The following is a 25,928-nucleotide window of genomic DNA, read 5'->3' as shown; positions in this document are numbered from 1 at the left end:
GATGCGCCCCACACGCGAGAGCCTCGCTCGCGATGCGATCTCCCGCACGGCGCCCTCCGCGCCTGCGAAGCCGGAAGCGACCGCCACAAACAAAAAACCGCCCGGCCCTACGGCCGGACGGTTCCACCCGTATGGGTGTGGGGACGCCGCTTGCGGCGTCCCCGGTTCGGATCAGTACTTGCGCACCAGCGGGGCCGGGGCGACGGCCACGGCGGCCGGCGGGGTGTAGAGCGGGGCCACGATGCGGAACCAGCCCTCGGTCGAGTCGAAGGAGTCCGCGGTGCGGGCGACGGTGCGGGCCACGTAGAACTGCGTGGTGAAGGCGCCGAAGTCGTAGCCGACGAGGCCGCCGAGGAGGAAGCGACCACCGCGACCGATGCGGCCCGAGCCCAGATCGCCGACGCGGTTCAGAAGGTTCGGGTCGAGGTTGACCGTGCCGTAACCGATGGCGCCGATCTCGAACTTGCCGAACTTCTTGGTCGCGGTCAGGTCGAGGTTGAGGGCGTCGGAGATGTTGAACGGGCCACGGGTCCCGAAGGTGTTGTTGCCGCTGAAGGTCGCCGGCGAGTCGTAGAAGTTGTAGGTCAGGTTGGCGGTCACGTTCCAACCGTCGCCGGTGTAGCTGCCGGCCACGCCGAAGCGGTAGGTGTTGGAGGCCAGGAACGGCAGGACCGGGTTGACGGCCACGGCGCCGCTGTTGAAGCGGGCCACGCCGCGATCGCCGTTCAGCTCGTTGAGGTAGACACCGCCGAGCAAGCTGACGCCGAAGTTGCCGCCGAGGTCGAACGCCCAGATGCCACCGACGAAGGTGCCGACGTTGACCGAGAAGTCACGGATGCCGCCTGGGCCGCTGTTCTTGCCGAAGGCGAACACGGTCGGGGGGGCAACGACGAACTCGAGACGGCCGCCGAGCGGAACCCACGGGGTCGCCCACACCAGGATCGGAATGTTCACGCCGACATCGAGCGCGCCCTGATCACGACCACCGTAGGTGAAGGTGTTGATGGCATACACGCCCTCGGGCAGCGGAGCGCCGACCGCGAGGCCGACCTGCTCGCCGGGGACCGTGGTGGTCTGGGCCTGCGCGACGGTCGTCGTCATTCCGGCCGTCAGCGCGATCGCGCCAGCGGCGAGCCAGTTCTTCATCATTTTCTCGTTCCTTCCCAAGGATTTCAGGCGTCCGCCCCGTAGCCCCCGCATCCCTCGGCTCCCCCCCGCTCTCTCTGGAGCGGGACCAACCGATCCGATGCCGACGCCCCCTTACGGCCGCACCTCAAGTCTCGACGACGGGAACTATTCTACAGACCGGCTCCGAATGACAGGGGATTGCCCGCAATCTCGGCAGTTCGGGTCACACCGTTGCGCAAAAGCCGCATTTTCGCTGCGGAGCACCGGATTCCTTAACGATATCTTACTGAAGGGCCGCCGCGTCGATCCAGGCGACAGGGCCGCATTGAGATGCGAATTGCCAAGCTCAATCAAGCCGTTGGGCGCCACCGATCGGCGGGCATGTTCGGCAGGAGAGGCGGGGCGATTGCGCAAGCCGCCGACGGCTTCCCGCAGCGCAGCAAGCCCGAACCGGGTCCGGCGGCCGGTCGGGAAGGGGAATCGGGGGGCGAATCGTCGGACGCGCCGCCCCGGTCGAGCGGCTACTCGGCCGCCTGACGGCCCCGGCCGGCGCCACGCCCCCGCGACGCCGCGGCCTTTTCGGGCGTGGTCTTTTCGGGCGTGGTCTTGGACGACGCCTTGGCGGCCGCCTTCGCCCCCTTGGCCATTGCTGCGGGGCGGCGGGCCAGCACCTCGCGCAGGAAGCGTCCCGTGTGGCTCGCGGTACTCGCGGCGATCTGCTCGGGCGTGCCCTGCGCCACCACCCGGCCGCCGCCGTCTCCACCCTCGGGGCCCATATCGATCACCCAGTCGGCGGTCTTGATGACCTCCAGGTTGTGCTCGATCACCACCACGGTGTTGCCCTGGTCCACCAGCTCGTGGAGCACCTCCATCAGCTTGGCGACGTCGTGGAAGTGCAGGCCAGTGGTCGGCTCGTCGAGGATGTAGAGGGTGCGGCCGGTGGCCCGCTTCGACAGCTCCTTGGACAGCTTCACCCGCTGCGCCTCGCCGCCCGACAGCGTGGTGGCCTGCTGGCCGACCCGGACGTAGTGCAGCCCGACGCGGGCCAGCGTCTCCATCTTCTCGCGGATGGTCGGCACCGCCTTGAACAGGTCGGCGGCCTCCTCCACCGTCATGTCGAGCACGTCGGCGATGGACTTGTTGCGGTAGCGCACCTCCAGCGTCTCGCGGTCGTAGCGCTTGCCCTTGCACACGTCGCAGGTGACGTAGACGTCGGGCAGGAAGTGCATCTCGATCTTGATGACGCCGTCGCCCGAGCAGGCCTCGCAGCGCCCGCCCTTCACGTTGAACGAGAAGCGCCCGGCCTGATAGCCGCGGGCCTTGGCCTCGGGCAGCCCCGCGAACCAGTCGCGGATCGGGGTGAAGGCGCCGGTATAGGTCGCCGGGTTCGAGCGCGGCGTGCGGCCGATCGGCGACTGGTCGATGTCGATGACCTTGTCGAGATGCTCCAGCCCCTCGATCGAATCGTGGGGGGCCGGATGCTCCAGCGCGCCGTTCAGGCGCTTGGCCGCCGCCTTGTAGAGCGTGTCGATGATGAGCGTCGACTTGCCGCCGCCGGACACGCCGGCGATGCAGGTGAAGGTGCCGAGCGGAATCTTGGCGGTCACGTCCTTCAGGTTGTTGCCCCGCGCGCCGACGACGGTCAGCGTGCCACGGCCGGGATCGCGCCGGACCTTCGGCGTGTGCACCGAGAGTTCGCCGGTGAGATACTTGGCGGTCAGCGAGGCGGGATCGCGCAGAAGCTCCTGCGGCGTGCCCTGAGCGATGATCTGCCCACCATGGATGCCCGCGCCCGGCCCGACATCGACCACGTAGTCGGCCTGCAGGATCGCGTCCTCGTCGTGCTCGACCACGATCACCGAATTGCCGAGATCCCGCAGGCGCTTGAGCGTGCCGAGCAGGCGCTCGTTGTCGCGCTGGTGCAGGCCGATCGAGGGCTCGTCGAGGACGTAGAGCACGCCCGTCAGCCCCGAGCCGATCTGCGAGGCGAGGCGGATGCGCTGGCTCTCGCCGCCCGACAGCGAACCGGAGCCGCGGGCGAGCGTCAGGTATTCCAGGCCGACATCGACGAGGAAGGTCAGCCGGTCGCGAATCTCTTTCAGGATGCGGACCGCGATCTCGTTCTGCTTGTCGCTCAGCTTTTCCGAAATCTCGGAGAACCAGCGATGGGCGTCGCGCACCGACAGCGCCGTCACCTGCCCGATATCCTGGCGATCGATCTTCACCGCCAGCGCCTCGGGCTTGAGGCGCTTGCCGCCGCAGGCCTGACAGGGCGTGGCGCTCATGAAGCGGCCGATCTCCTCGCGGGAGGCGTCGCTCTCGGTCTCCTTGTAGCGCCGCTCCAGGTTCGGGATGACGCCCTCGAACGGCTTGTTGACCGAGTAGGAGCGCAGGCCGTCGTTGTAGTCGAACCGCACCGATTCCGTGCCGGTGCCGTAGAGGATCGCCTGTTTGGCCGAGGCCGGCAGCGCCGACCACGCCACCGTCGTCTTGAAGCCGAAATGGCGCGCGAGGGCCTCCAGCGTCTGGTCGTAATAGGGCGAGGTCGATTTCGCCCACGGCCCGACCGCGCCGCGCTTCAGCGACAGGGCGGGGTCCGAGATGACGATCTCGGGGTCGATCCGCATCTCGTGGCCGATGCCGCCGCAGGTCGGGCAGGCGCCGAACGGGTTGTTGAACGAGAACAGCCGCGGCTCGATCTCGGGGATGGTGAACCCGGAGACCGGGCAGGCGAAGCGCGACGAGAAGGTGATTTTTTTCGGGGTTTCCCCCTCCGGCGTGTCGGCGAACTCGATGTCGGCGATGCCGTCGGCGAGTTCGAGCGCCGTCTCGAACGAGTCGGCCAGCCGCGAGGCGATGTCGGCGCGCACGACGATGCGGTCCACCACCACGTCGATGTCGTGCTTGAGCTTCTTGTCGAGCTTCGGCACGTCGTCGATCGGATAGTACTCGCCGTCGATGCGCAGGCGCTGGAAGCCCTTCTTCTGAAATTCGGCGATTTCTTTTCGATATTCGCCTTTCCGCCCCCGGACGACGGGGGCGAGCAGGTAGAGCCGGGTCTTCTCCGGCAGCTCCAGCACGCGATCGACCATCTGCGAGACGGTCTGGCTTTCGATCGGCTCGCCGGTGGCGGGCGAATACGGGATGCCGACCCGCGCCCAGAGGAGGCGCATGTAGTCGTAGATCTCGGTGACGGTGCCGACCGTCGAGCGCGGGTTCTTCGAGGTGGTCTTCTGCTCGATGGAGATCGCGGGCGAGAGCCCGTCGATCTGATCGACATCGGGCTTGGCCATCATCTCGAGGAATTGGCGGGCATAGGCCGAGAGCGATTCGACGTAGCGGCGCTGGCCTTCCGCGTAGATCGTATCGAAGGCCAGCGACGACTTGCCCGAGCCCGAGAGCCCGGTGAACACCACCAGCTTGTCGCGGGGAATCGTCAGATCGACGTTCTTGAGATTGTGCTCGCGGGCGCCCCGCACCGAAATCACGCGGGTGTCGCGCGCGGGCGGCGGGGCGGCGTCGAACAGCGCGGCGAGGCGGGCGTCGGCCGTTTCTTCCTTGCCGGCCGCGGTCTCGGCTGTGCGGGCTTTGGCTTTGGCCATGGGCGACAAATTCTCTGACGGTCGAGCCGAGGTGACGGCGCCGGGCGCGGCCGGGCGAACGAAGCTATGCCGCACCGGGAACAGGTTCGAAGGAACGCAGATGGGTTCCGGGCTGCGCGAAACCACTAGAACGGAACGGGTACGACGGCAACGCCGATCCCGACGTCACGCTGCGCCGCCCTCGGCGTTGCGCGCCATGAAGGTCGCGGGCGTCCCGTCTTCCGGGTTCACGAACACGATGTCGGTGGGCGCGCGGCGCGGGGTGTCGACCGAGAGGAACACCAGCGGCTCCTCCAGGATCTTCGGCAGCGCGTGGACGGTGTTGCGGTCGAACAGCAGCAGGTGGCCGGGGCCGAACTCCGCCTCGGACGCGGCGTCACCCATCCAGAAGGTGCCGCGCCCGGAAAGGCAGACCAGCACCTCGTCGCAGGTGGCGTGGGTGTGCGGCGGGGTCGGGCGGTAGACCCGGAACACCCGCACGCTCGCCGCCGGGCGGTCGGACAGGTAGGCATCGACCAGCAGCGTCGCGGCCGCGTCGGGCAGGCCGCGGGCGATGGCGTGGATGTCGAAGCGGCCGTCGCCGTTCGCGCCGCCGCCCTCTTCGGATGCCGCCATGCTGGTCTCCCGTCGCGCGCCGCCTCGCGCGTTTCAAGACGGCCGGTCCCGCCGGGTTCCGCGCCCGATGGGACGGGCAACGTGAGCCGAGGACGCAGCCCTTTGCCTCCGGCAAGTTATCTAATGATAGATTGTGCGGTTCAGGCTACTCATTACTGCCTATTTTTGCATCGTTCGGCACATTAAGCAGGCAAATACCTCAATCGTCAGCCAAGTTCGGCAGAACAAGCATTTCTTTACCGAGGGACATCACAACTGCGACAGAAATTCCTCAAGTCCGGCCGTTCGATGTCCGCTACCTCGACCGAAAGATCTTCCGCTCTTGGCTCCCCGGGCGCAAATAGGCTCGGCGGGCGAATTCTCGGCTCGCTGCGCGGGCGCATCGTCGCCGTGGCGCTGATCCCCTGCCTCGCCTTCGCCGGGACGGCCGGGGTGGCGGTGTTCGAGCGGGTCGGCGAGGGCCGGGCGATGGCCCGGATGGAGGCGCTGGTCGGCCTCTCGGCCCGGATCAGCGCGATGGTGCACGAGGCGCAGAAGGAGCGGGGCGCCACCTCGCTGTTCCTCGGCTCGAAGGGGGCGCAGTTCGGCACCGAACTCGCCGCCCAGCGCCGGCTCACCGACGCCGCCCGCGCCGAGCTGAGGGCGGCGCTCGATCATGCGGAGGGCGGCGCGGATTTTACCCGCAAGGCGGACGCGCTGCGCACCGCGCTCGGGCGGATCGAGGCGCATCGCGGCGCGGTCGATCGGCTGGAGGTCACGGTCCCGGCCAACCTCGCCCTCTATACCGGGGTGATCGGCGAGGCGCTGAACCTCGTGCGCGAGGTCGGCCAGATCGCCGCCGACCCGGCGGTGGGCGCGCGGATCGCGGCCTATTCGGCCTTCCTGTCGCTCAAGGAGATGGCGGGCCAGGAGCGGGCGGCGGCCTCCGCGGTGTTCGCCGCGGGCAGCCTCGATCTGGCGGGCTACCGGCGGCTCGCCGGCCTGTCGGCCGATCAGGACACCTACGCCCGGCTGTTTCGGGCCGCGAGTCCGGCGGAGGACACGGCCGGTCTCGACGCGGCCGAGGCCGAGGCGCCCGCCCGCGAGGTCGCCCGCATCCGCGGGATCGCGCTCGGCACGCTGCCGGGGCAGGCGCCGGCCTTCGCCGACGCCAAGGGTTGGTTCCGTCTCGCGACCCAGCGCATCGACGGCCTCAAGGCCATCGAGGACCGGCTCACCGCCGCGCTCGCGCGCGAGGCCGGCGCCGCCCGCGCCCGCGCCGAGCGGGCGGTCGCGGTCTGGTCCGCCGGGATGTTGGCGATGCTCGGGCTCTCGGTGGCGCTCGCCTTCGCCCTCGGCTCGGCCATCGCCAAGCCCTTGGCGCGCATGGCCCGCGCGCTCACCGCGATCGGGCAGGGCGACACCAGCGTGGCCGTGCCGGTGAAGGGCCCGCACGAGCTGCGCGCCATCGCGGCGGCGGCGGCCGAATTCCGCGACAGCGTCGCCGAGCGCGCCCGCGCCCGAACGGAGCGGGAGCGCAGCGCCGGGGAGGAGGCGGCGCGCCGCCACGCCGCGATGATGGGCGTGGCCGACGGCTTCGAGGCGCGGGTCGGCGGCATCGTCGCCGCGGTCTCGGCCGCCGCGCAGCAGTTGGAGGGCGCCGCCCGTGCCATGAGCGCGAATGCGGGCGACACCTCGTCCTTGAGCGGTTCGGCGGCGGCGGCCTCCGAGAAGGCGGCGCGGGCCTCCGACTCGATCGCGGCGGCGACCGAGGAGCTGTCGGCCTCGATCCGCGAGATCGGCACCCAGGTCGTCGCCTCGGCGGACGCCGCGGCCAGCGCCGAAGCGGACGCCGCGCGCACCGCCGCCGAGGTCGAGCGGCTGGCGGGTGCTGCGAACGGCATCGCCCGGATCGTCGGGCTGATCTCGGACATCGCCGGCCAGACCAATCTTCTGGCCCTCAACGCCACCATCGAGGCGGCCCGCGCCGGGGAGGCGGGCCGGGGCTTTGCCGTGGTGGCGTCCGAGGTGAAGGAACTCGCGGGCCAGACCGCGCGGGCGACCGAGGAGATCGCGGGCCGCGTCGCCGAGATCGCCGCCTCGGGCGAGGCCTCGGTCACCGGCATCGGCGGGATCGGCCGCTCCATCCGCGAGTTGGCGCGCATCTCCGGCGACATCGCCGCCGCGGTCGAACAGCAGGGCGCGGCCACAGCCGAGATCGCCCGCACCACGGTCGAGACTTCGCACGGCGTCCGCACGGTGTCGGACACCATCGCGGGCGTGGCGCAGGCCGCCACCGGCACCAGCGCCGGCTCGGCCCAGGTGCTCGGTGCGGCCAGCGACCTCGCCCGGCAGGCGGCGGCGCTCCGGCAGGAGGTCGGGGGGTTTTTGGAGCAGGTGCGGGCGGCGTGACCCGCGTGTCAGGTCAGGGCGCGTCGAGCGCCACGATGGCGTCGTAGGGGCCGCTGCCGCCGAGGGTGGCCTCGACCGCCGAGTTGATGGCGGCGCTCACCAGCAGCAGCACCGCGAGCAGGAGCGCGGCCTCGGTCAGCACGCGGGCGAGCGCCGCGGCGTGGGCGCGGGCAGCGTGGATCAGGGCACAGCCCGCCACGAACACGAGGGCCTGCACGGCCGGCATGGTGAGTAGCGTCATGATCTCCGTCTCGCTCGCCTTGTCGATCCAACGCCTGTGCCGCCGTCCGAGCCGGTGCGCCTGCACACGCGTCGTGGTGCAAGCCCCGGACCTTCCTGTCTCCGACCCATCATTCAGTGCCGCGCCTCGCCGGAGGCGGGGGTGTTGTCGGCGGCCTTGACCGGCTCGGCCGCCTGCGGCTCGACCTTGAGGTTCTGGCGCAGGCTCTGGAGATGATCGACCACCACCCTGGTGCCGGGCTTGAGGCCTTTGAGCACCGCGGTGGTGTCGCCGTAGGCGTCGCCGGTCTCGATCGCGGTCATGTGGACCTTGTTCTCGTCGTCCACGGTCCAGACCACCTGCTGGTCGAGCTGGGCCGAGAGCGCGATGGTCGGCACCAGGAGCCGCTCCTGGCGGCCGACCTCGATGCGGGCGCGCACGAAGCGGCCGGGCAGGTAGCGCTCGTCGGCATTGTCGAGCCACGCCTGGATCAGGCGGCGCCCGGTGCGGGGATCGAAGCGGTTGTCGAGGCGGTAGATCGTGGCCTCGCGCACGGGTTCGCGCTGGACGTCCAAGAGCTGGACCTTGGCCCGCTTGTCGTGGAGCGCCACCCGCACGGCCTCGGCGTCCTCGGAGGAGAGCGCCATCTGCACGTCGATCGGGTTCACCTGCACCACCGAGACCAGCTTGGTCTGGTTCTCGATCACCATGTCGCCGATGTTGACCATCGACAGCGACGAGCGCCCGTCGATCGGCGCGCGGATCACCGCGTAGTCGAGGTTGAGTTTTTGCCGGGCGATGGCCGCCTCCGCCTCGTTGAGCTTGGCGGTCGCGGTCGCGAGATTCGACTGGTTCTGCTGGGCGCGCTGCTCGGTGGCAAAACCCTTGTCAGCGAGCTGCTCGGTACGGTTCACCTCGGCCTGGGCGAAGTCGAGGGTGGCCTTGGCCTGGTCGCGGAGCGCGGTCGCCGATTGCAAAGCCACCTCGAACGGGCGCGGATCGATGCGGAACAGCACCTGACCCTTTTTCACGTGGCCGCCCGGCTCGAAGGCGCGCTCCACCACGATGCCGGTCACCCGCGCCTGCAATTCGGCGTCGCGGGGCGAGAGGATCGTGCCGGTATATTCGAACGCGACCGGCACCTCGGCCTGCGCGGCGGGCACCACCTTCACGGCGAGCGCGGGCTCCTCCCGGTCCTTGGCCTTGGCGCGCTGATCCACCTTGAGGTGGTGGGCGAGGAAGCCGGGGATCGGATGGCCCATCCCCCACCACGCGCCGCCCGCGATCCCCATCGCCCCGATGACGATCCCGGTGATGACGAAACCGACGCCTGACCGCACGAAGCCCCCCTCCCGACGCCGCCGGCCCGTCACGTCGCGGCGCCGCGGCAGGTGGGGAACACGCAGAGGCCCAAGACGTTGCACGCGGGCTCTTCACGGCCGTCGGTCACAGCCCCCGGCCGCCTCACCCAAACGCATCCGGAGACGGCCCCGGCCCATGTTCGCCACGTTCGTCGACCGGCCGATCCTCGCGGGCGTCATCTCGGTCATCATCACGACGATCGGCATCGTCGCCGGGCTGACCCTGCCGGTGGCGCAGTATCCCGAGATCGCGCCCCCCGTCGTCAACATCCAGGCGACCTATCCGGGCGCTTCCGCCCAGCAGGCCTACGAGTCGATCGCGATCCCGCTGGAGCAGGAGATCAACGGGGCGCCCAACCTCATCTACATCCAGTCGACCTCCTCGGCCGACGGCAGCGTCTCGGTGGACGCGACCTTCGAGGTCGGCTCGAACCTCGACGCGGCCGCCGCCGAAGTGCTGACCCGCTCCAGCCGCGCGGAGGCCAAACTACCGCAGGCCGTCCGGGATCAAGGCCTGGAAATCCAGAAGTCCTCGCGCCAGCGCCTCGGCAACGTCGTGCTCTACGCCGACGAGGGCACCGGCTTCGACGAGCTGTTTCTCGCCAACTACGCCGAGACGCAGGTGATCAAGCCGCTGCGCCGCGTCACCGGCATGGGCCGCATCCTCAACTTCTCGAACATGCGCTACGCCATGCGGGTCTGGCTCGACCCGGTGAAGATGGAAGCGCTCGGCATGGCGACCGAGACGGTGCTCGCGGCGATCCAGGCGCAGAACGCGCAGGTGACCACCGGCTCGCTGGGCAAACTGCCGATGGACCGGGCGACGCCCTTCGAGCTTCAGCTCGTCACCAAGGGCCGGCTGGTGAAGCCGGAGGAGTTCGGCAACATCGTGCTCAGGGCCAATGCCGACGGCTCGGTGGTGCGGGTCTCGGATGTCGCGCGGGTCGAACTCGGCTCCGAGCAGTACGGCGTCACCTCGAACTTCGACGGCAAGCCCTCGGCGACGCTCGGCATCTTCCAGAACCCCGACGCCAACGCCGTCGAGGTGATGAACGGGACGCGCGAGACCATGGCGGACCTCGCCAAGCGGTTTCCGCCGGGCCTGCACTACAAGATCGCGCTCGATTCCACCGAGTTCGTCAAGGAGGCGATCTACGAGGTGGTGCGCACGCTGATCGAGGCGATCCTGATCGTCACGGTCGTCACCTACCTCTTTCTCCAGAACTGGCGCGCGACGCTGATCCCGACCATCGCGGTGCCGGTGGCGCTGATCGGCACGTTCGGGCCGATGGCCTTGCTCGGCTTCTCCTTCAATACGCTCAGCCTGCTCGGCCTCGTGCTGGCGGTGGGACTGGTGGTGGACGACGCCATCATCGTCGTCGAGAACACCGAGCGGCTGATGGCGGAGGGCGAGGCGCCCAAGCCCGCCGCGCGCGCCGCCGTCAACGAGGTCGGCGGGCCGGTCATCGCCACGACGCTCGTGCTCGCCGCCCTGTTCGTGCCGGTGGCCTTCATTCCGGGGCTGACCGGCCAGCTCTACAACCAGTTCGCGCTCACCATCGCGATCTCGGTGCTGATCTCGGCGGTCGTCTCGCTGACGCTCACGCCGGCGCTCTGCGGCCTGCTGTTGCGCCCGCACGAGCCCGGCCATCGCCGCCCGTGGTGGCAGCGCCCGCTCGACTGGTTCAACACGGCGCTCGAACGGGCGGCGGGCTTCGTCGTCGCGGCGATCGGGTTCCTGTCGCGCCACGTCGTCCTGACGCTGGTGGTCTTCGTCCTGTTCGCCGGGGCCACCGTGCTGCTGCTGATGCAGCGCCCGACCGGCTTCGTGCCGGAGGAGGACCAGGGCTATCTCTACGCCGAGGTGGCGATGCCGCTCGGCGCCTCGGTCCAGCGCACCGAGGCGATGAACGCCCGCTTCGGCGAAGCCTTGCGGGCCCGCGACGATGTCGATCACACCATCGGGGTGTCGGGCCGAAGCTTCCTCGCCGACACGGTTGCCCCGTTCTACGGCTTCAACATCCCCGTCATGAAGCCCTGGGACGAGCGCAAAACGACGGTCGACGACCTGATCCGCGACATGGAGGAGCGGTTCAAGCACGACCCCGACGGGCAGGTCCGCATCGCCAACCCCTCGCCGCTGCCGGGGCTCGGCAGCCGCGGCGGGCTGACGCTGGAGATTCAGGATCGCTCCGGCAATGGCGGCCTCGGACTGGCGAAGACGGCCAACGAATTCATCGAGAAGATCAAGGCGCTGCCCGGCGTCAGCGGGGCGACGCCGACCACCGAATGGGGCGTGCCGCAGATCCGCCTCGACATCGACCGGGCCAAGGCCGAGCAGCTCGGCGTGCCGCTGTCGCGGCTGTTCGAGGCGCTCGGGACCTATGTCGGATCGAGTTTCGTCAACCTCTTCAACCGCTTCGGCTTCGTCTACCAAGTCTACGTCCAGAGCGAGGCCTCGGGCCGGCGCGTGTTCCAGGATCTCGAGGCGCTCACCGTGCTGAACGCCGAAGGCCAGCCGGTGCGCCTCGGCTCGCTGGTCCAGGCGAAGTTCACCACCGGGCCGACCGCGGTCCTGTCCTACAACACCTATCCGGCGATCGAGGTGGCGATCACCATCGAGCCGACCTCGTCCTCCGGCACCATCCTCGAAGAGGTCGAGCGCCTGTCCTCGGAGCTGCCGCGCAACTTCTCCATCGAGTGGACCGAGGTCGCCTATCAGGAAAAGATCGCCGGCAGCTTCGCGCCGCTGATCTTCGGGCTCGGCGTGTTCATGATCTTCTGCTTCCTCGCCGGGCAGTACGAATCGGTGCGCCTGCCCCTCGTCATCCTGCTCGCCACGCCGCTCGCCATCTTCGGCGCGGTCGGCTTCCTGGCGCTCCGCGACATGCCGCTCGACGTGTTCGGGCAGATCGGGCTGCTGCTGCTCGTCGGATTGGCGGCCAAGAACTCGATCCTGCTCGTCTCCTTCGCCGAGGAATTGCGGGCCAAGGGCGAGGACGCGCTGGAAGCGGCCAAGCACGCCACGCGGATGCGCATGCGCCCGATCCTGATGACCTCCTTCGCCTTCATCCTCGGCGCGGTGCCGCTCGCCATCGCCAGCGGGGCCGGGGCCAATGCCCGCCTCTCGATGGGCACGGTGGTGATCGGCGGCCTCGTGGTCGCCACCGTCCTGACCCTGTTCGTGACGCCGGTCTTCTACGTCGCCGCCGAGCGGCTGCGGGGGGAGGCGAAGGGCAAGGCAGGGCGCGGGGAGGGGCAGGCGGTGCCGGCGGAGTGACGGTTTGGGCTTTGGCCGCCGAGCGCGATCAGATCCGGGCCGTCATGTATCGGGCGCTGGCGCCGTAGCTCGACAGCTTTTCCCGTAAGCCCGGATCGTCCTGCGCCGCGAAGCCGAGCCCCGACCACAACCCGACGGTGCCGTAGACCGAGACGCAGGCGAGATACGCGATCCCGCATCCCCGCGCCTGCGCCGTGAGGCCGGCGATGAAGCGGGCCGCGGCCTGCCGGCCGCGCGCCTCGGGCAGGATCGCGACGTCGTGGAGGTAGAGGCAATCCGGCGACGGCGGCAGCGCGGTCAGGAACGCGTCGAGGGGCGGGATGTCGCGCAGCATCCATGGGTGAGCCAGCCCGTATCCGACGATTCTCCCGTCGCGCTCGAGCTTCAGACAGGTCGCGGGCGAGAGGTCGCGCTTCTCCGCCAGCACCGCGGGCCGCTCCGGCAGGCCGGCATGGATCAGGGCGGCGATCCGATCGACCTGCGCCATGTCGGCGGCCAGGAGCGGCTGCCACCGCGCAGGCGATCCCGGCTCGATCACGCGAAACGTCCTCCCAACCTCTCGCGTGCCTGTCTTGCCACCCCCGCCCCGAGGGGCTTGGCGGCAAACCGCGCATCGCAGGGCAGGGCACCCGGCTCCGGGGCCGGGCCGGCGGAGACCGCCATCAGGGTCAGGCCGGGCCGCAGGCGGGCGATGGCGTGGATCAGGGCGAAGCGCCCGTCCGGATCGGGCAGGTCGGCGTCGATGACGACGAGGCGCAGTTCCGGATGGCGCTCGATCTGGCGGAGCGCCGTCGGCCCGTTCCAGGCCTCGATCACCTCGAAGCCGGCCTCCGCCACGCAATCCGCGGTCCCGATCCGCTGGATCGCGTCGCCCTCGACGACCAGGGCGAGCGGGCGGTCGCCATCGCCGGGGGAGGGGGGAACGGGCTCATCCATCGGGGTTCCTATGACCGGATCCCTCGGACAAACGGCGAGACGCCGGTTCGTTGCCCCTGCAGGCGCGCAAAATGCCGCGCCGCGCCGGCTCCGGAAGAACAATCTACTCCTTCTCCAGCAATCCCCCGAGCGGGGCGGTGATGCGGCAGATCACGCCGTCGGCGGCGTAATCGGTCTGGGTCGCGCCGCCGACGGCGCCGGACAGGCCGCGCTCGATCAGGCGCGAGCCGAAGCCCTTTCGGGTCGGCACCTTGACCGGCGGGCCGCCGCGCTCGGTCCAGACCATCCGGACAAGGGCGTCGGGGCTCGGCCCGCCCTCCTCCCCGCCCTCGATGGTCCATTCCACGACGACGCGCCCGCCCGGCACCGAGAAGGCGCCGTACTTGGCGGCGTTGGTGGCGAGTTCGTGGATCATCAGCGAGAGCGAGAGCGCGGCCTTCGGGCCGACCTCGATCGCCGGGCCCGACAGGCGGATGCGCTCGGGCTCGCCGTCGTCGTGGATGGCGAGCGCCCCGGCCAGCACCGCCTCCAGCCCCGCGCCCTCGTCGCCCTCCCCCGAGAGCAGGATGTCGTGCGCCTTGCCGAGCGCCACGAGGCGGGCGACCAGGGCCTCCTTGACCGAGCCGACATCGGTGACGTTGCGCAGGGTCTGCGAGGCGATGGCCTGGGCCATGGTCAGGGTGTTCTTGAGGCGGTGGCTCAGTTCGCGGTTGAGCACGCGCTGCTGCTCCTCGGCCTGGAGGCGACCGAGCGCCGCCCAGACCCGGTCGGCCACCTCGCGCACGAAGCCGACCTCGCCGGGCTCCCATGCGCGGGGGGCGGCAGCGTGGGCGAACAGCAGGCCGACGAGGTCGCCCCGGCGCAGCAGCGGCACCTTGACCTGGGCCCGGATGCCGTGCGCGGCGTAGCTTCCGGCATCCGGGGCGAGGCCGGCATCGGCGGCGATGTCGGGGACGATCAGAACCTCGCCCCGCCGCAGGCGGGCCACCGTCGCGCCGAACAGGGCGAGCGGATGGATTCCGGCAAGGCTCGCCACCGTCCCGTCGGTCCGGTCGCGCTCGACCCGGAAGCGGCCGGCGGCCCCGTCGATGGCGGCATAGCCCGCCCGCGACAGGTCGAGCGTCCGCCCCAGAATCTCGGCGGCGACGCCCGAGACCGCGGCGGCATCGGGGGCGTCGCGCAGGCGGTCGCCGAGTTCGATGAGCGCCCGCTGGCGCGCCTCGACCCGCTTCTCCTCGGTGATGTCCTCGATCATCGCGGTGGTCAGCAGCGCGTCGCCGTTCACCTGCGAGACGAGGTTGACCCGGCCCCAGATCAGGCGTCCGTCCTTGCGGCGGTAGCGCTTCTCCAGGGTCTCGCGCATGATCTCGCCCGCCGCCAGGCGCTGATGCAGGCGGTCGCGCTCCTCCGCATCCTCCTCCGGCGTCCATTGGGCCACCGAACGGCCGACGATCTCGGATTCCGCCGCGCCCCAGATGGCGCAGAGCTTGGCGTTGACTTCGAGGGCGACCAGCGTGCGCGGATCGATCTGGACGATGCCGACATTGGCGCCCTCGAACACCGCCCGGAGCTGGCCGGAGACGCGGTTGCGCTCGGTCAGGTCCAGCATGGCGCCGATCATCCGCAGCGGCGCGCCCCGGGCATCGCGCACCATCGAGCCGCGGTCGAACACCTCGGCATAGGAGCCGTCGGCGCGGCGGAAGCGGTATTCGTGGCGCCAGTCGTCACCGCCGCCGTCGATCACGGAGCGGATGTCGGCCTCGACCCGCGCCCGGTCGTCCGGGTGGATCCGCTCCAGCCACCAGCCGCCGGTGGGCCGGACGGTCTCGGGCGCCCAGCCATAGGCCGCCTCCAGCGCCTCGTTCCACAGCACGTGATCGCGGACGAGGTCCCAATCCCAGATCGCATCGTTGGTGGCCCGCGTCGCCAGCCGCAGGCGCTCCTCGGTGGCCGCGAGCGCGGCTTGCGCGGCGCGCTCGGCGGTCACGTCGCGCACCGTGCCGACGAAGCGGAGCGTCTCGGCTCCCTCGCGGATGACGGCGCCGCGGGCGGTCAGCCGATGGAGCAGGCGGCCGTCCGCGGCGACGGTGCGGTACTCGCAATCGAACCGGCCGTGGCCCTCGGGATCGAGGGCGGCGCGGACCGCCGCATCGGTCCGCGCCCGGTCCTCCGGGTGGAGGCGGGGCAGGAACGTCTCCGCGTAGCTCACGGGCTCGTCCGGGCCGACGCCGAACAGGGCGCGGGTGCGCCCGTCCCAGCGCAGCATGCCCGTGGCGAGGTCGTAGTCGAAGGTGCCGATATCGGTCGCCTCCACGGCGAGCCGCAGGCGCAATTCGCTCTCGGCCAGGGCGGCGATCTCCGCCCGGCGGGACAGGGCCGCCCGGCGCAGCGCGAACTGGGTCATCACCGAGCGGGCGAGGGCGGCGAGCCCCGCCTTCTGCGCCGGGCTCAGGCCCTCGGGCCGGGGCGCCGTGTCGAGCACGCACAGGGCGCCGATGGCGACGCCCTCCGGCGTGATCAACGGGGCGCCCGCATAGAAGCGCGCCCCCGGCGGCCCCGTGACCAGCGGGTTCGCGCGGGTGCGGTCATCCGCGGTGAGGTCGGGGATGACGAGGACGTCGGTCAAGCCCAGCGTGTGCGAACAGACCGAGCGGTCGAGCCCGGTCTCGGTCGCCGTGAAGCCGAGCCGCGCCTTGAACCATTGCCGGTCCTCGGTGACGAGGCTGACGAGCGCCGTCGGCGCGGCGCAGAGCTGCGCGGCGAGCGCGACCGCGTCGTCGAAATCCTGCTCCGGGGGCGTGTCGAGGATGCCGTAGCGGGCAAGCGCGGCGCACCGCTCGGCGCCCCCGGTCGCGATCCCCGGCGCCGCGGCGTCAGACGGTCGGCTCATCGGCGCGGACAGGTTGGCTGTCGGTCATGGCGTCGTGTCGCCCCTTGCATCCCGTCCCCGCGGGCTCGGCGGCTCGGCCCCATCGAAGGCAGCGCCGCACGGTGGACCGGCGTCACCCTCTCGTGACAGAGCGTTTAGGTCGGCGGATCGATCGCGACAAGGCGACCGTTTGGACCATAGACCGCACCGAGCACCGTCTCGAAGTGACGTTTGACGCAGGCATGGCACTCGCAGGCCACCGCCTCGGTCTCGGCGCGGTCCACGATGGTGATGCGCCCGCGCCCAACCTCGATCAGCCCCTGCTGCTGCAACATCCGCAGGATGCGCGTCAGGTAGGTGCGCTGGACGCCGAGCATCGCGGCCAGCGATTCCTGGGTGATCGGCAACACGTCGCTCGCCAGCCGGTCCTGCAGGGTCAGGAGCCAGCGCAGGCAGCGCTCCTCGATCGGATGGAGCGCGTTGCAGGCGACCGACTGCAGCACCTGCGCCAGCAGGCAGTCGGAGTAGCGGGTGAACAGGTTGCGCAAGTGCTCCGAGCGGCGCTTGGCCTCCTGGAGTCGCACCGAGTCCATCCGCAGCATCGGGCCGGCGATCTGGATCGTGGCATGGGTCGAGGCGGGCAGGCCGCCGTTGCTGACGACGCCGCCGACCGCGCCCTCTCGGCCGATCGTGGCGGTCTCGGCGCTGCGTCCGTCGATCATCGAGATCAGCAGCGTCACGACCGTCTGGTCGAGGGGGAAGCTGATGAAATCGACCTCGCGGCCTGCGGCGAACAGGGTGGCGCCGCGGGCGTACTCGACCCGCTCCAGATGCGGGAGCAGCAGCGCGCGATCCTCGGGACGCAGGGACTTGAGGAGGAGGTTGCCTTCGAAGCAGCGCTCCAGGGCCGAAGGCATGGGGTGGCTCGGGTCCGTCGGATGATGCGGCGCTCCTAGCGCGAGCTCCGATGCGATGTCTGTCTATAAGTAGACACAACCACCGCCGGTCATCGAAAAACCCGCGCCGAACCGCCCTCTCTCAGGCTCGATAAGTTCAGGCGCGGACGAGGCGATAACATAGGTTACGCCGGCCGCGCCCATCGATCGACAATCGTCCGCTCCCGGCCCGGCGACACTATTTGGCGCTGCACAGCCCCTGCGAGGCGAGGCGGCGATGCTCGCGCGGGTCGCAATCCGTGGCGAGGAAGGAAGCCCATTCCCGCGGGCTGCCGTAGAAGGCGTTGCGGTCCACGTCGCCGCGCACGCCGGGCACGCGTCCGGTCGAGGTGAACTGCCACAGCATCCACTTGCGGTTGGCGTAGCGCTGCTCCGGCTCGGCGGCGGTGGAGCGGACCCAATGCGGGTAATCGGGCAGCTCGTCTTCCAGCACGTCCTTGTGGAAGGTGATGTCGGTGTAGATGATCGGCCGCTTGCCGGTGTAGCGCTCCATCTCCTCCAGCATGTAGCGGGTCATGGCGAGCGCCTGGGCCTTGGGCAGCTTCTTCGGACACTTGGCCGAGTGGCCGTTCCATTCCACGTCCAGCACCGGGGGCAGGGCGGTCGGATCGTTCGGGACGTTGCGCTTGAACCACGCCATCTGGTCCTCCGCCGAGCGGCACCAGAACACGAAATGGTACGCGCCCCGCGGCACGCCGGCCCGGCCGGCCCCGTCCCAGTTCTCGCGGAAGCGCTCGTCGACGTGGTCGCCGCCCTCGGTCGCCTTGATGAAGGCGAACTGCGTGCCCGCGCCCTTGACCGAGGCCCAGTCGATCGGGCCCTGCCACTTCGAGATGTCGATGCCCTGGATCGGGTGGTTCTTGGCCTTGGCCACGCCCGGATGGGGCTTCACGTCACCCTTGGTGGGGTAGAAGTCGCTCTGCGAGGCGCAGGCCGCGAGCCCGGACAGCAGCGCGGCGGCGAACCCCCGCTTCAGCCAGGCGCGCGGAGCCGCAGGGCGTTGAGAGGTATACCCGGTGTCCTGCGACATCGATGGCCCGCCACTTCCCGCGTGCGAAATCAATGGGTATTCGATGCCCCGCGGGCGGTTAACAGAGCTTTGCCAGCATTGCGGCGGATTTCCGGAAGCCGTTGCAAACCGGGCACATAGGCCGGCCTAGGCCGCCCCGGCGGTATCGAGGTCCCGCGCTAATGCCTTCATCCGTCTCGGATTTCGATCGAGCGTTCCATGCGCAACACTCTGTTCACCATCGGATACGAAGGCTTGGCCCCCGAGCGGCTGCACGCCGCCCTGACGGAGGCGGGGGTGAGGGTGCTGGCCGACGTGCGGGCGGTGGCCAACTCGCGCAAGCGCGGCTTCTCGAAGGGCGCGCTGAAGGCGGGCCTTGAGGAGGCGGGCCTCGGCTACGAGCATTTTCGGAGTCTCGGCACCCCGAAGTCCGGCCGCGAGGCCGCCCGCGCCCACGATGCCGGGCTGATGCGCAAGATCTACTGCGACGAGGTGCTCGACACCGCCGATGGCGGTCTCGCCCTCGACGGGCTGGCGGAGCTGGCCGCCCGCGCGCCCACCTGCCTGCTCTGCTTCGAGCGCGACCCCGCCCGCTGCCATCGCAGGGTGCTGGCCGAGCGCTTGGCGGAGCGGGGGTTCGAGACGGTGGACCTGTACGGCGCGTTTTTGTGATTCTTTTTTGATGTGAGCGTCTTCGTAGGTCTCCCGGCGAGCCGGACGAGTCGTTCTCCTCCCCCCTGTGGGGAGGGGATAAGCGTCAGCGCATCAGCCGGGGCGCCCCGAGCCGCGGCTGCACGCCCTCGCGCATGACGAGGCGGCGCAACGGGGCGACCGAGGAGAGGACGACGAGGCCGAGGCCCCGCAGGGCATCGACCGGCACGAGGTCGGTCAGCAGCGAGCGGTTGAGCATGTCCACCGCCGCCCCGCGCAGGCGGGCGTCGATGCCCCGGCCACGGGCGAAGCCCGCGAGGGACGCGGACGTCCCCGGATCGCGCCCGGCCTCGCGGGCGGACAACACGGCGTCGCGGAGCGCCGCGGCGTCGCGCAGGCCGAGGTTCAGCCCCTGCGCCCCGATCGGCGGGAAGACGTGGGCGGCCTCGCCGATCAGCGCGAGGCGCTCGGCCACCGGGCTTGCCACCGACAATCCCCGCATCGGCACGAGGCCGCGCGGCCCGTCGATCCGCATCGCGCCGAGCATCGAGCGGGCCTGATGCTCCACCGCCGCCGCCAGTGCGGCATCGTCGAGGGCGGACAGGCGCTTGGCCGCCCGCTCGCCCGTGACCCAGACGAGGCTGGAGCGGTGCCCGCCGGGCAGCGGCACCAGGGTGAAGGGCCCGTTGCGGGTGTGGAACTCGGTGGAGACGTCGCGGTGGGGCCGCTCGTGGGCGAGCAGCGTCGTCAGCGCGCCTTGCGGGTACGACCATTCCCGCGTCCGCAACCCCGCCGTCTGCCGCAGGGGCGAGCGGCCCCCGTCGGCGCCGACGACGAGCTGCGCCGCGAGGCTCTCCCCATTCGCCAGGGTGAGGATCGCCGCGCCCTCGGTGCGCTGCATTCCGGTGGAATCCGCCTCGAACAGGGTCAGGCCGGGGGTGACGCGGGCCTGGCGCCGCAGGGTCTCGACGAGGCGGGCGCTCTCGACGTTCCAGCCGAACGCCTCGAGGCCGATCTCGGCGGCCGAGAACCGGGCCGGCGGCGGGCGAAACAGGCTGCCCGTGTCGTCGACGAGATGCATCTCGGCGAGCGGCGCCGCATGGGGGCCGATCTCGCTCCAGGCGCCGAGGGCGGTGAGCAGCCGCACCGAGCCGTCGAGAAGCGCGACGGTGCGCCCGTCGGCGACCGGCGCGTGGCGCCCGACCAGGGCGGTCGTCACGCCGTCGCGGGCGAGCGCCAGAGCGGCCGCGAGTCCGACCGCCCCGGCGCCGACCACCGCCACCTCGAAGCGCGGCGGGAGAGCGGGGAGGGGGGAAGTCGGATCCGGGACCGTCACGGCGACAGGGCTCCTTGTGCGGGGAGGGGGTGACTCTCTTCCCTACAGAGGTTGCCCCGAGGTCGGGTCAAGGGCGGCGGCGTCTCCGCGCAACGTCCGCGCGGCGCCGGAGCGGCGACAAGACGACGCGATGACATGAAACCAAATCGCCCCACGCGCATTGCCAAACAAATGTTGGTTCGACTCGGCGCCGTCCGCGGGGCGCCGGGCACGACGCGTCGCCGAGCGGCGCGAGACACGTCTGAGGGGCGTTCCATGCGGAAATTCATCGCAGCCCGGCCCGAGGTTGCCTCGGGCGCTTTCGGCTCTCCCTACGATCCGGTGCTGGCGGGTGTGGCCCAGGGTCTGTCGCGCCTGTTCCCACCGGTCCGTCAGGCGTGCGCGCCCCGCGCCGACCGTTCCGCCTACGAGAGCCATGGGGAGCTTCCGCGCCCCGCCGCGGCGGCGAGCGAGGGAGAGCGCGAATGAGCGGAGGAGCGTCCGGCATGCGGCCCGACCTGATCGACCAGCACATCGCGGCGATGACCACGGCGAGCAGCAACCTGTTGCGGCAGATGCGCGACGAGGGTCTGCGCTACCGCGTGATCGTGCGGCCCGAGGACACCGCGACGATGCATGTCCACGTCCACCAGCTCACCCCGGAGATCGCGGAGCGCATCCACCGCTGCCTGTCGGGCATCGGCATGCGTGTGGACGTGCTGGAGGAATAGCCGGAGGACGAGGCGAGGGGGCAAATCGCACCCGATCCGCGCAAAAGCGCTTGCCGACGGCGCTCCGCCCGATATCTCCCGCCCGGACGAGGGCGGGCGGCGGGAACGGAGAAGGCGCGATGGCGAAGGCGATCCGGGTGCACCAGTACGGCGGCCCCGAGGCGATGGTCTACGAGGACATCCCGACGCCGGAGCCCGGCCCCGGGCAGATCCGCGTCCGCCAGACCGCCATCGGCGTCAACTTCATCGACATCTACTTTCGCTCCGGCCTCTACAAGGCCGCCTCCCTCCCCTTCACCCTCGGCAAGGAGGGCGCGGGTGTGGTCGACGCGCTGGGCGAGGGCGTCACCGATTTCCGCGTCGGCGAGCGCGTCGCCTATGCCGGCGCCGTCGGCACCTATGCCGAGGAGGTCGTGGTCGACACCAAGGGCGTCGTCCACGTGCCCGACGCGATTGCCGACGAGACCGCCGCCGCGATGATGTTGAAAGGTCTCACCGCCCACTACCTGCTGCGCCTCACCTACCGGGTGCAGCCCGGCGATACGATCCTGTTCCACGCGGCGGCCGGCGGCGTCGGCCTCATCGCCACGCAATGGGCCAAGCATCTCGGCGCCACCGTGATCGGCACCGTCGGCACGCCGGAGAAGGCGGAGCTGGCGAAGGAACACGGCTGCGACCACGTCATCCTCTACCGCGACGAGGACTTTTCCGCCCGCGTGAAGGAGATCACGGGCGGGAAGGGGGTTCCGGTGGTCTATGACGGCGTCGGCAAGGCGACCTTCCCGGCCTCGCTCGATTGCCTCGCGCCCCGCGGCGTCTTCGCCAGCTTCGGCTCGGCGTCGGGCCCGATCGAGGCCTTCGACATCGGCATCCTGGCGGCCAAGGGCTCGCTCTACGCCACCCGCCCCACCCTCTTCACCCACATCGCTACCCGCGAACAGCTCGACGCCAACGCCGCCGAGCTGTTCGAGGTCGTGGCGAGCGGCGCGGTGAAGATTCCGGTCCATACGCGCGCCAAGCTCGCCGACGCGGCGCAGGTGCATCGCGATCTGGCGGATCGGCAGACGACCGGCGCCACGGTGATGACGCCGTGATTCCGGGCTCCGCCCGGCCCCGCCGAGGGACTTGTCCCTCGGAACCCTGGGACTTGGCCTGATGCTGAGCAAGACCGGCGTTCTGCTCGTCGTCGATGTGCAGAACGACTTTCTGCCCGGTGGGGCGCTCGCCGTACCCGAGGGTGACGCCGTGATCGGGCCGGTCAATCGACTGGCAGAAATCTTTCCGCACGTGGTGCTGACCCAGGACTGGCACCCGCCCGGCCACGCCTCCTTCGCCTCGCGCCATCCGGGCCGCCAGCCGTTCGACACGGTGACGATGCCCTACGGCGAACAGGTGCTCTGGCCGGACCATTGCGTGCAGGGCAGGCCCGGCGCCGCCCTCGCCGCGAACCTGCGGGCGGAGCGGGCCGAGCTGGTGATCCGAAAAGGCTATCACCCGGACATCGACAGCTATTCCGCCTTCCTCGAGGCCGACCGGCACACCCGCACCGGGCTTGCCGGCTACCTGACGGAGCGCGGCCTCACCCGCCTGTTCGTCGCCGGCCTCGCCACCGATTACTGCATCCGCTGGACCGCGCTCGACGCCCGCGCCGCCGGCTTCGACGTGACCGTCGTCGAGGACGCGGTGCGCGGCATCGACCGCGACGGCACGATGCGGGCCTGGGCCGAGATGGAGCGGGCAGGGGTGCAGCGCGCGAGCAGCGCCGCGTTCGGCTGAGCGACGGTCTCCCGCCCGCGATTGCGTCCCGAACGGGGATAGCGGGATAACAGGATCACGGCGTCCCGTGATCCTGTTATCCCCGGATCACGGGTTCAGGGCATCCGGCTCGACGCCGCACGAGGCCGCCACCGCCGCGCGCAACGCGGCCCACAGCCTCTGAACGGTCGCGTGCCCGGCGCTGTCGTAGGTCGTGCCGCCGATGGCCGCCACGGGGGCGATCAGGCGCAGGGAGTTGGTGACGAACACGGCCTCCGCCCGGTCCAGATCGGCGGGGCGGAGCGGGCGCTCCTCGACGGCAAGGCCGAGCCCCGGCGCGATCTTCGAGAGAAGCGCACCGCGGACGATGCCCGGCAGCACGCCCTCCTCCGTCGGCGGCGTCACCAGCGCGCCCCCGAGAATCCCGAAAACATTGCCGGTGCCGGCGCAGGCGACCCGCCCCTTCGTGTTGAGGAACAGGGCCTCGTCGAACCCGGCCGCCTGCGCGGCGCGGGCGGCCAGCACCGCGTCGAGATAGCCGAGCGTCTTGAGCCGGGAGGCCGGCGAGGTCTCGTTGCGGGCGATTTCCGTGGGCAGGAGGCGAAGGGCTGAGAAGAACAGGCCGGCCCGCGCTGGGGCGGCGCTGGCGAACAGGAACGGCGCGGGCTCCTTCGGCGGGGCGAGGCCGCGCGGGCCGGAACCGCGGGTTAGGGTGGTGCGGATCGCCGCGAGCGGCTGCGTGTCGGCCAAGTCCCGCATGGCCTGTCGGATCGCGTCCGGATCGGCGGGATAACCCAGGGCCGCCGCCGCGGCGACGAGGCGGTCGATATGGGCGGCCTCGAACGCGATCCGGCCCTGCACCGCGAGCGCGGTGTCGAACACGCCGTCGCCGAGCAGCAGCCCGCGGTCGCCCATGTCGAAGGGGAGCGTGCCGCCCTCGACGAGGCGCCCGTCAGACCACAGCATCGGCCGCTCTCGTCTGGGCCGCCCCGCGCCACGCGCGGGCGCCCTTGAGGAAGTTGGAAAACAGCGCGTGGCCGTTCTCGGTCAGCACCGATTCCGGATGGAACTGGATGCCCCAGGTCGGGTGCGTCCGGTGCGACAGAGCCATCACCTCGCCCTCGGACGAGACCGCATCGACGCTGAGCTGGCGCTCCATCTCCGGGGTCGGCGTCACGATCAGCGAGTGGTAGCGCCCGACCTGCATCGGCTGCGGCAGGCCGTCGAACAGCCCCTCGCCGCCGTGGCGGATCGGCGTCGCCTGCCCGTGCAGCGGGCGCCCGGCCCGCTCGACCCGGCCGCCGAAGGCCGCCCCGATCGCCTGATGGCCGAGGCAGACGCCGAGGATCGGCAGCTCGCCCGAGAGGTCGCGGATCGCCGGCAGGCTCACCCCGGCTTCCGCCGGCGTGCAGGGCCCCGGCGAGATCACCACCGCCTCCGGGTTCAGGGCGCGGATGCCGGGAACGTCGAGGGCGTCGTTGCGCACGACCCGAACCGTCTCGCCCAGCTCCTCGAAGTAGCGCACGACGTTGAAGACGAACGAGTCGTAATTGTCGATGACGAGGATCACGGGGTCTCCTCGAACGCGGCGAAGACCCGGGCGGCCTTGGTCAGCGTCTCCTCGTACTCGGACGCCGGATCGGACAGCAGCGTCACGCCGCCCCCCGCCTGGAGCACGGCCTGCGCCCCGTCCATGAACACGGTGCGGATCGCGATCGAGGTGTCGAGCGAACCGTCGAAGCCGAGCGCGCCGATCGCCCCGCAATAGAGCTCGCGCGCGTCGCCTTCGATCTCGGTGATGATGTCCATGGCCCTGAGCTTCGGCGCGCCGGTGATCGAGCCGCCGGGAAACGTTTTTTGGATGAGGTCGAGGGCGTCCGCTTCCGTGCGGAGCGTGCCGGTGACCACCGAGACGAGATGGTGGATGCCGGCATAGGATTCCAGCCCGCACAGGACCGGCACTTGGACGCTGCCGGGCTCGCAGACCCGCGACAGGTCGTTGCGCAAGAGGTCCACGATCATGATGTTCTCGGCCCGCTCCTTCGGGTTGGCCTGGAGCGCGGCGGCCACCTCGGCGTCGCGGGCCGGATCGGGATCGCGCCGCACCGTGCCCTTGATCGGCCGGGTCTCGACCGCGCGGCCCTGCAACTTCAGGAAGCGCTCCGGCGAGGACGAGGCGACCGTGAGATCGTCGAAATCGAGATAGGCCCCGAAGGTCGCCGGATTGGTGGCGCGCAGGCGCCGGTAGAAGGCGAAGGGGTCGAAGCCGGGCGGCAGGTCGGCCACGAAACGCTGGGCGATGTTGGCCTGATAGATGTCGCCCGCGCGGATGTAATCCCTGACGGTTTCGACAGCCTTTTCATAGTCTTGCCGTGACAAGTTCGTGCGCCACGCGAGCTTGACCGGGGACCATGCGGGCGGCGCCTCGGTGGGCGCGGCCAGGAGCGCGGCGAAGGCGTCGAGCCGTTCCTCCGCCCGGACGCGGCGCGCCTCCGGATCGGTCTCCGGGAAACCCGTGGCGATCAGCAGGCAAGTGCCGCTGGCGTGATCGACGGCGAGCAGCGTGTCGTAGAGGTTGAACGCGATGTCGTCGGTCAGCCCCGCCCGGCGGGCGGGCGGCACGACCCGCTCCAGGCTCGCGCCGAGATCGTAGGCGAAGTAGCCGATCGCCGCGCCGGGAAAGGCCGGCAGGTCGGGCCAGGGCGCGAGCCGGTAGGGGGCGAGGCAGGCCCGCAGGGCGTCGAGCGGCGCGCCGGGCACCGGCCGCCCGTCGAGGGTCGCCTGCCCGTCGCGGTACCGGAAGCGCCCGAACGGATCGGCGGCGAGCACCGAGACGCGGCCGAGCGTGTCGTGCGGCATCGCGCTGTCGAGAAAGGCGAGCCCCGGCAGCCGGGCGAGGCGGGTGGCCGCCGCGACCGGGTCGAGGATGGGAATCGCGCGGGTCCAGACCATCGTCTTCTAGGGTGTCATGCTTCGCGCGCGTCGCGGCAGCGCCTCCGCCCACTCAAGGGCGTCCGGCACCGCGCCGTCAATCGCCTCGCACGGTCCGGGCCTGCGGGAGGGGTATGCGTCACTCCCGTCGTGCGTTGATGCAATACATGAGGATTCC

General features: G+C 70.7%; 21 protein-coding genes. 7 read left to right on the top strand and 14 right to left on the bottom strand.

The features are described from left to right. Positions 1–171 precede the first annotated feature (171 nt). The 3 genes from BM140_RS01215 to BM140_RS01205 form a co-directional block, all read right to left on the bottom strand. Positions 172–1,149 carry a transporter family protein gene (locus BM140_RS01215; protein ID WP_091941133.1) on the bottom strand — a complete coding sequence of 326 codons (978 nt, stop codon included), beginning with the start codon at positions 1,147–1,149 and terminating at the stop codon, positions 172–174. Between the two features lie 500 nt (positions 1,150–1,649). Then, positions 1,650–4,730 carry an excinuclease ABC subunit UvrA gene (uvrA, locus tag BM140_RS01210; protein ID WP_091941131.1) on the bottom strand — a complete coding sequence of 1,027 codons (3,081 nt, stop codon included), beginning with the start codon at positions 4,728–4,730 and terminating at the stop codon, positions 1,650–1,652. Positions 4,731–4,895: 165 nt separating this feature from the next. Then, positions 4,896–5,345, bottom strand: coding sequence for a cupin domain-containing protein (locus BM140_RS01205; protein WP_091941130.1), 450 nt, complete (start codon positions 5,343–5,345; stop codon positions 4,896–4,898). A 390-nt stretch (positions 5,346–5,735) separates the two neighbouring features. On the opposite strand from BM140_RS01205, the gene BM140_RS01200 reads away from it, so the two are divergent. Further along, a complete protein-coding gene (locus BM140_RS01200; protein WP_244535236.1) occupies positions 5,736–7,736 on the top strand; it encodes a methyl-accepting chemotaxis protein in 2,001 nt (666 codons plus the stop codon). Positions 7,737–7,749: 13 nt separating this feature from the next. Here BM140_RS01200 and BM140_RS01195 read toward each other — a convergent pair whose 3' ends face one another. Continuing rightward, the gene (locus BM140_RS01195) at positions 7,750–7,977 is read right to left on the bottom strand and encodes a hypothetical protein (protein ID WP_056238487.1); all 228 of its coding nucleotides are present in this window, start codon (positions 7,975–7,977) and stop codon (positions 7,750–7,752) included. Positions 7,978–8,090: 113 nt separating this feature from the next. Then, positions 8,091–9,296, bottom strand: a complete 1,206-nt coding sequence (locus BM140_RS01190) for an efflux RND transporter periplasmic adaptor subunit (protein ID WP_091941126.1) — start codon at positions 9,294–9,296, stop codon at positions 8,091–8,093. A 157-nt stretch (positions 9,297–9,453) separates the two neighbouring features. Here BM140_RS01190 and BM140_RS01185 point away from each other — a divergent pair, with 157 nt between their 5' ends. Next, positions 9,454–12,597 (top strand): efflux RND transporter permease subunit, encoded by a 3,144-nt coding sequence (locus BM140_RS01185; protein WP_091941124.1) that lies wholly within the window; start codon positions 9,454–9,456, stop codon positions 12,595–12,597. Positions 12,598–12,625: 28 nt separating this feature from the next. Here BM140_RS01185 and BM140_RS01180 read toward each other — a convergent pair whose 3' ends face one another. From BM140_RS01180 to BM140_RS01160, 5 genes are all read right to left on the bottom strand, one after another. Then, positions 12,626–13,135: a GNAT family N-acetyltransferase gene (locus BM140_RS01180; RefSeq protein ID WP_244535235.1), complete on the bottom strand. Its 510-nt coding sequence runs from the start codon at positions 13,133–13,135 to the stop codon at positions 12,626–12,628. Beyond that, positions 13,132–13,533, bottom strand: coding sequence for a response regulator (locus tag BM140_RS01175; protein ID WP_091941122.1), 402 nt, complete (start codon positions 13,531–13,533; stop codon positions 13,132–13,134). Before BM140_RS01175 ends, BM140_RS01180 begins: the two co-directional genes overlap by 4 nt. A 103-nt stretch (positions 13,534–13,636) precedes the next feature. Beyond that, complete coding sequence (locus BM140_RS01170; RefSeq protein ID WP_091941120.1) at positions 13,637–16,423, bottom strand: PAS domain S-box protein; 2,787 nt, start codon at positions 16,421–16,423, stop codon at positions 13,637–13,639. Between the two features lie 134 nt (positions 16,424–16,557). Next, complete coding sequence (locus BM140_RS01165; protein WP_091941118.1) at positions 16,558–17,319, bottom strand: Crp/Fnr family transcriptional regulator; 762 nt, start codon at positions 17,317–17,319, stop codon at positions 16,558–16,560. 217 nt (positions 17,320–17,536) lie between these two features. Further along, positions 17,537–18,388: a glycoside hydrolase family 25 protein gene (locus BM140_RS01160; protein ID WP_091941116.1), complete on the bottom strand. Its 852-nt coding sequence runs from the start codon at positions 18,386–18,388 to the stop codon at positions 17,537–17,539. Between the two features lie 198 nt (positions 18,389–18,586). Here BM140_RS01160 and BM140_RS01155 point away from each other — a divergent pair, with 198 nt between their 5' ends. Beyond that, on the top strand, positions 18,587–19,039 hold the full coding sequence (locus BM140_RS01155; protein ID WP_091941114.1) for a DUF488 domain-containing protein: 453 nt from the start codon (positions 18,587–18,589) through the stop codon (positions 19,037–19,039). 85 nt (positions 19,040–19,124) lie between these two features. On the opposite strand, the gene BM140_RS01150 is transcribed toward BM140_RS01155, so the two are convergent. Then, the gene (locus tag BM140_RS01150) at positions 19,125–20,354 is read right to left on the bottom strand and encodes an FAD-dependent monooxygenase (protein ID WP_091941112.1); all 1,230 of its coding nucleotides are present in this window, start codon (positions 20,352–20,354) and stop codon (positions 19,125–19,127) included. Positions 20,355–20,609: 255 nt separating this feature from the next. Here BM140_RS01150 and BM140_RS01145 point away from each other — a divergent pair, with 255 nt between their 5' ends. From BM140_RS01145 to pncA, 4 genes are all read left to right on the top strand, one after another. Beyond that, positions 20,610–20,822 carry a hypothetical protein gene (locus BM140_RS01145; protein ID WP_091941110.1) on the top strand — a complete coding sequence of 71 codons (213 nt, stop codon included), beginning with the start codon at positions 20,610–20,612 and terminating at the stop codon, positions 20,820–20,822. Next, the gene (locus BM140_RS01140; RefSeq protein ID WP_244535234.1) at positions 20,819–21,064 is read left to right on the top strand and encodes a hypothetical protein; all 246 of its coding nucleotides are present in this window, start codon (positions 20,819–20,821) and stop codon (positions 21,062–21,064) included. Before BM140_RS01145 ends, BM140_RS01140 begins: the two co-directional genes overlap by 4 nt. A 119-nt stretch (positions 21,065–21,183) precedes the next feature. Further along, the gene (locus BM140_RS01135; protein ID WP_091941107.1) at positions 21,184–22,158 is read left to right on the top strand and encodes a quinone oxidoreductase family protein; all 975 of its coding nucleotides are present in this window, start codon (positions 21,184–21,186) and stop codon (positions 22,156–22,158) included. Positions 22,159–22,219: 61 nt separating this feature from the next. Then, entirely contained in the window at positions 22,220–22,840 is a 621-nt protein-coding gene (gene pncA, locus BM140_RS01130; protein WP_207549412.1) for a bifunctional nicotinamidase/pyrazinamidase, read from the top strand. 87 nt (positions 22,841–22,927) lie between these two features. Here pncA and BM140_RS01125 read toward each other — a convergent pair whose 3' ends face one another. The 3 genes from BM140_RS01125 to pabB are packed head-to-tail and all read right to left on the bottom strand — an operon-like array spanning position 22,928 to position 25,771. Then, on the bottom strand, positions 22,928–23,785 hold the full coding sequence (locus tag BM140_RS01125) for an aminotransferase class IV (protein ID WP_091941105.1): 858 nt from the start codon (positions 23,783–23,785) through the stop codon (positions 22,928–22,930). Then, the gene (locus BM140_RS01120) at positions 23,772–24,389 is read right to left on the bottom strand and encodes an anthranilate synthase component II (RefSeq protein WP_091941103.1); all 618 of its coding nucleotides are present in this window, start codon (positions 24,387–24,389) and stop codon (positions 23,772–23,774) included. Before BM140_RS01120 ends, BM140_RS01125 begins: the two co-directional genes overlap by 14 nt. Continuing rightward, positions 24,386–25,771: an aminodeoxychorismate synthase component I gene (pabB, locus tag BM140_RS01115; RefSeq protein ID WP_091941101.1), complete on the bottom strand. Its 1,386-nt coding sequence runs from the start codon at positions 25,769–25,771 to the stop codon at positions 24,386–24,388. The genes BM140_RS01120 and pabB overlap by 4 nt, the downstream gene beginning before the upstream one ends. Positions 25,772–25,928: the final 157 nt, after the last annotated feature.

The organism is Methylorubrum salsuginis (assembly GCF_900114375.1).
Lineage (GTDB): Bacteria > Pseudomonadota > Alphaproteobacteria > Rhizobiales > Beijerinckiaceae > Methylobacterium > Methylobacterium salsuginis.
This window is presented reverse-complemented; position numbering and strand designations above follow the sequence as displayed.

What these genes read in the sequence shown, in the direction of transcription:
- BM140_RS01215 (WP_091941133.1), bottom strand. Translation starts at nt 1,149, where the DNA reads ATGATGAAGAACTGGCTCGCCGCTGGCGCGATCGCGCTGACGGCCGGA.
- uvrA (WP_091941131.1), bottom strand. Translation starts at nt 4,730, where the DNA reads ATGGCCAAAGCCAAAGCCCGCACAGCCGAGACCGCGGCCGGCAAGGAA.
- BM140_RS01205 (WP_091941130.1), bottom strand. Translation starts at nt 5,345, where the DNA reads ATGGCGGCATCCGAAGAGGGCGGCGGCGCGAACGGCGACGGCCGCTTC.
- BM140_RS01195 (WP_056238487.1), bottom strand. Translation starts at nt 7,977, where the DNA reads ATGACGCTACTCACCATGCCGGCCGTGCAGGCCCTCGTGTTCGTGGCG.
- BM140_RS01185 (WP_091941124.1), top strand. Translation starts at nt 9,454, where the DNA reads ATGTTCGCCACGTTCGTCGACCGGCCGATCCTCGCGGGCGTCATCTCG.
- BM140_RS01175 (WP_091941122.1), bottom strand. Translation starts at nt 13,533, where the DNA reads ATGGATGAGCCCGTTCCCCCCTCCCCCGGCGATGGCGACCGCCCGCTC.
- BM140_RS01170 (WP_091941120.1), bottom strand. Translation starts at nt 16,423, where the DNA reads ATGAGCCGACCGTCTGACGCCGCGGCGCCGGGGATCGCGACCGGGGGC.
- BM140_RS01165 (WP_091941118.1), bottom strand. Translation starts at nt 17,319, where the DNA reads ATGCCTTCGGCCCTGGAGCGCTGCTTCGAAGGCAACCTCCTCCTCAAG.
- BM140_RS01160 (WP_091941116.1), bottom strand. Translation starts at nt 18,388, where the DNA reads ATGTCGCAGGACACCGGGTATACCTCTCAACGCCCTGCGGCTCCGCGC.
- BM140_RS01155 (WP_091941114.1), top strand. Translation starts at nt 18,587, where the DNA reads ATGCGCAACACTCTGTTCACCATCGGATACGAAGGCTTGGCCCCCGAG.
- BM140_RS01145 (WP_091941110.1), top strand. Translation starts at nt 20,610, where the DNA reads ATGCGGAAATTCATCGCAGCCCGGCCCGAGGTTGCCTCGGGCGCTTTC.
- BM140_RS01140 (WP_244535234.1), top strand. Translation starts at nt 20,819, where the DNA reads ATGAGCGGAGGAGCGTCCGGCATGCGGCCCGACCTGATCGACCAGCAC.
- BM140_RS01135 (WP_091941107.1), top strand. Translation starts at nt 21,184, where the DNA reads ATGGCGAAGGCGATCCGGGTGCACCAGTACGGCGGCCCCGAGGCGATG.
- pncA (WP_207549412.1), top strand. Translation starts at nt 22,220, where the DNA reads ATGCTGAGCAAGACCGGCGTTCTGCTCGTCGTCGATGTGCAGAACGAC.
- BM140_RS01125 (WP_091941105.1), bottom strand. Translation starts at nt 23,785, where the DNA reads ATGCTGTGGTCTGACGGGCGCCTCGTCGAGGGCGGCACGCTCCCCTTC.
- pabB (WP_091941101.1), bottom strand. Translation starts at nt 25,771, where the DNA reads ATGGTCTGGACCCGCGCGATTCCCATCCTCGACCCGGTCGCGGCGGCC.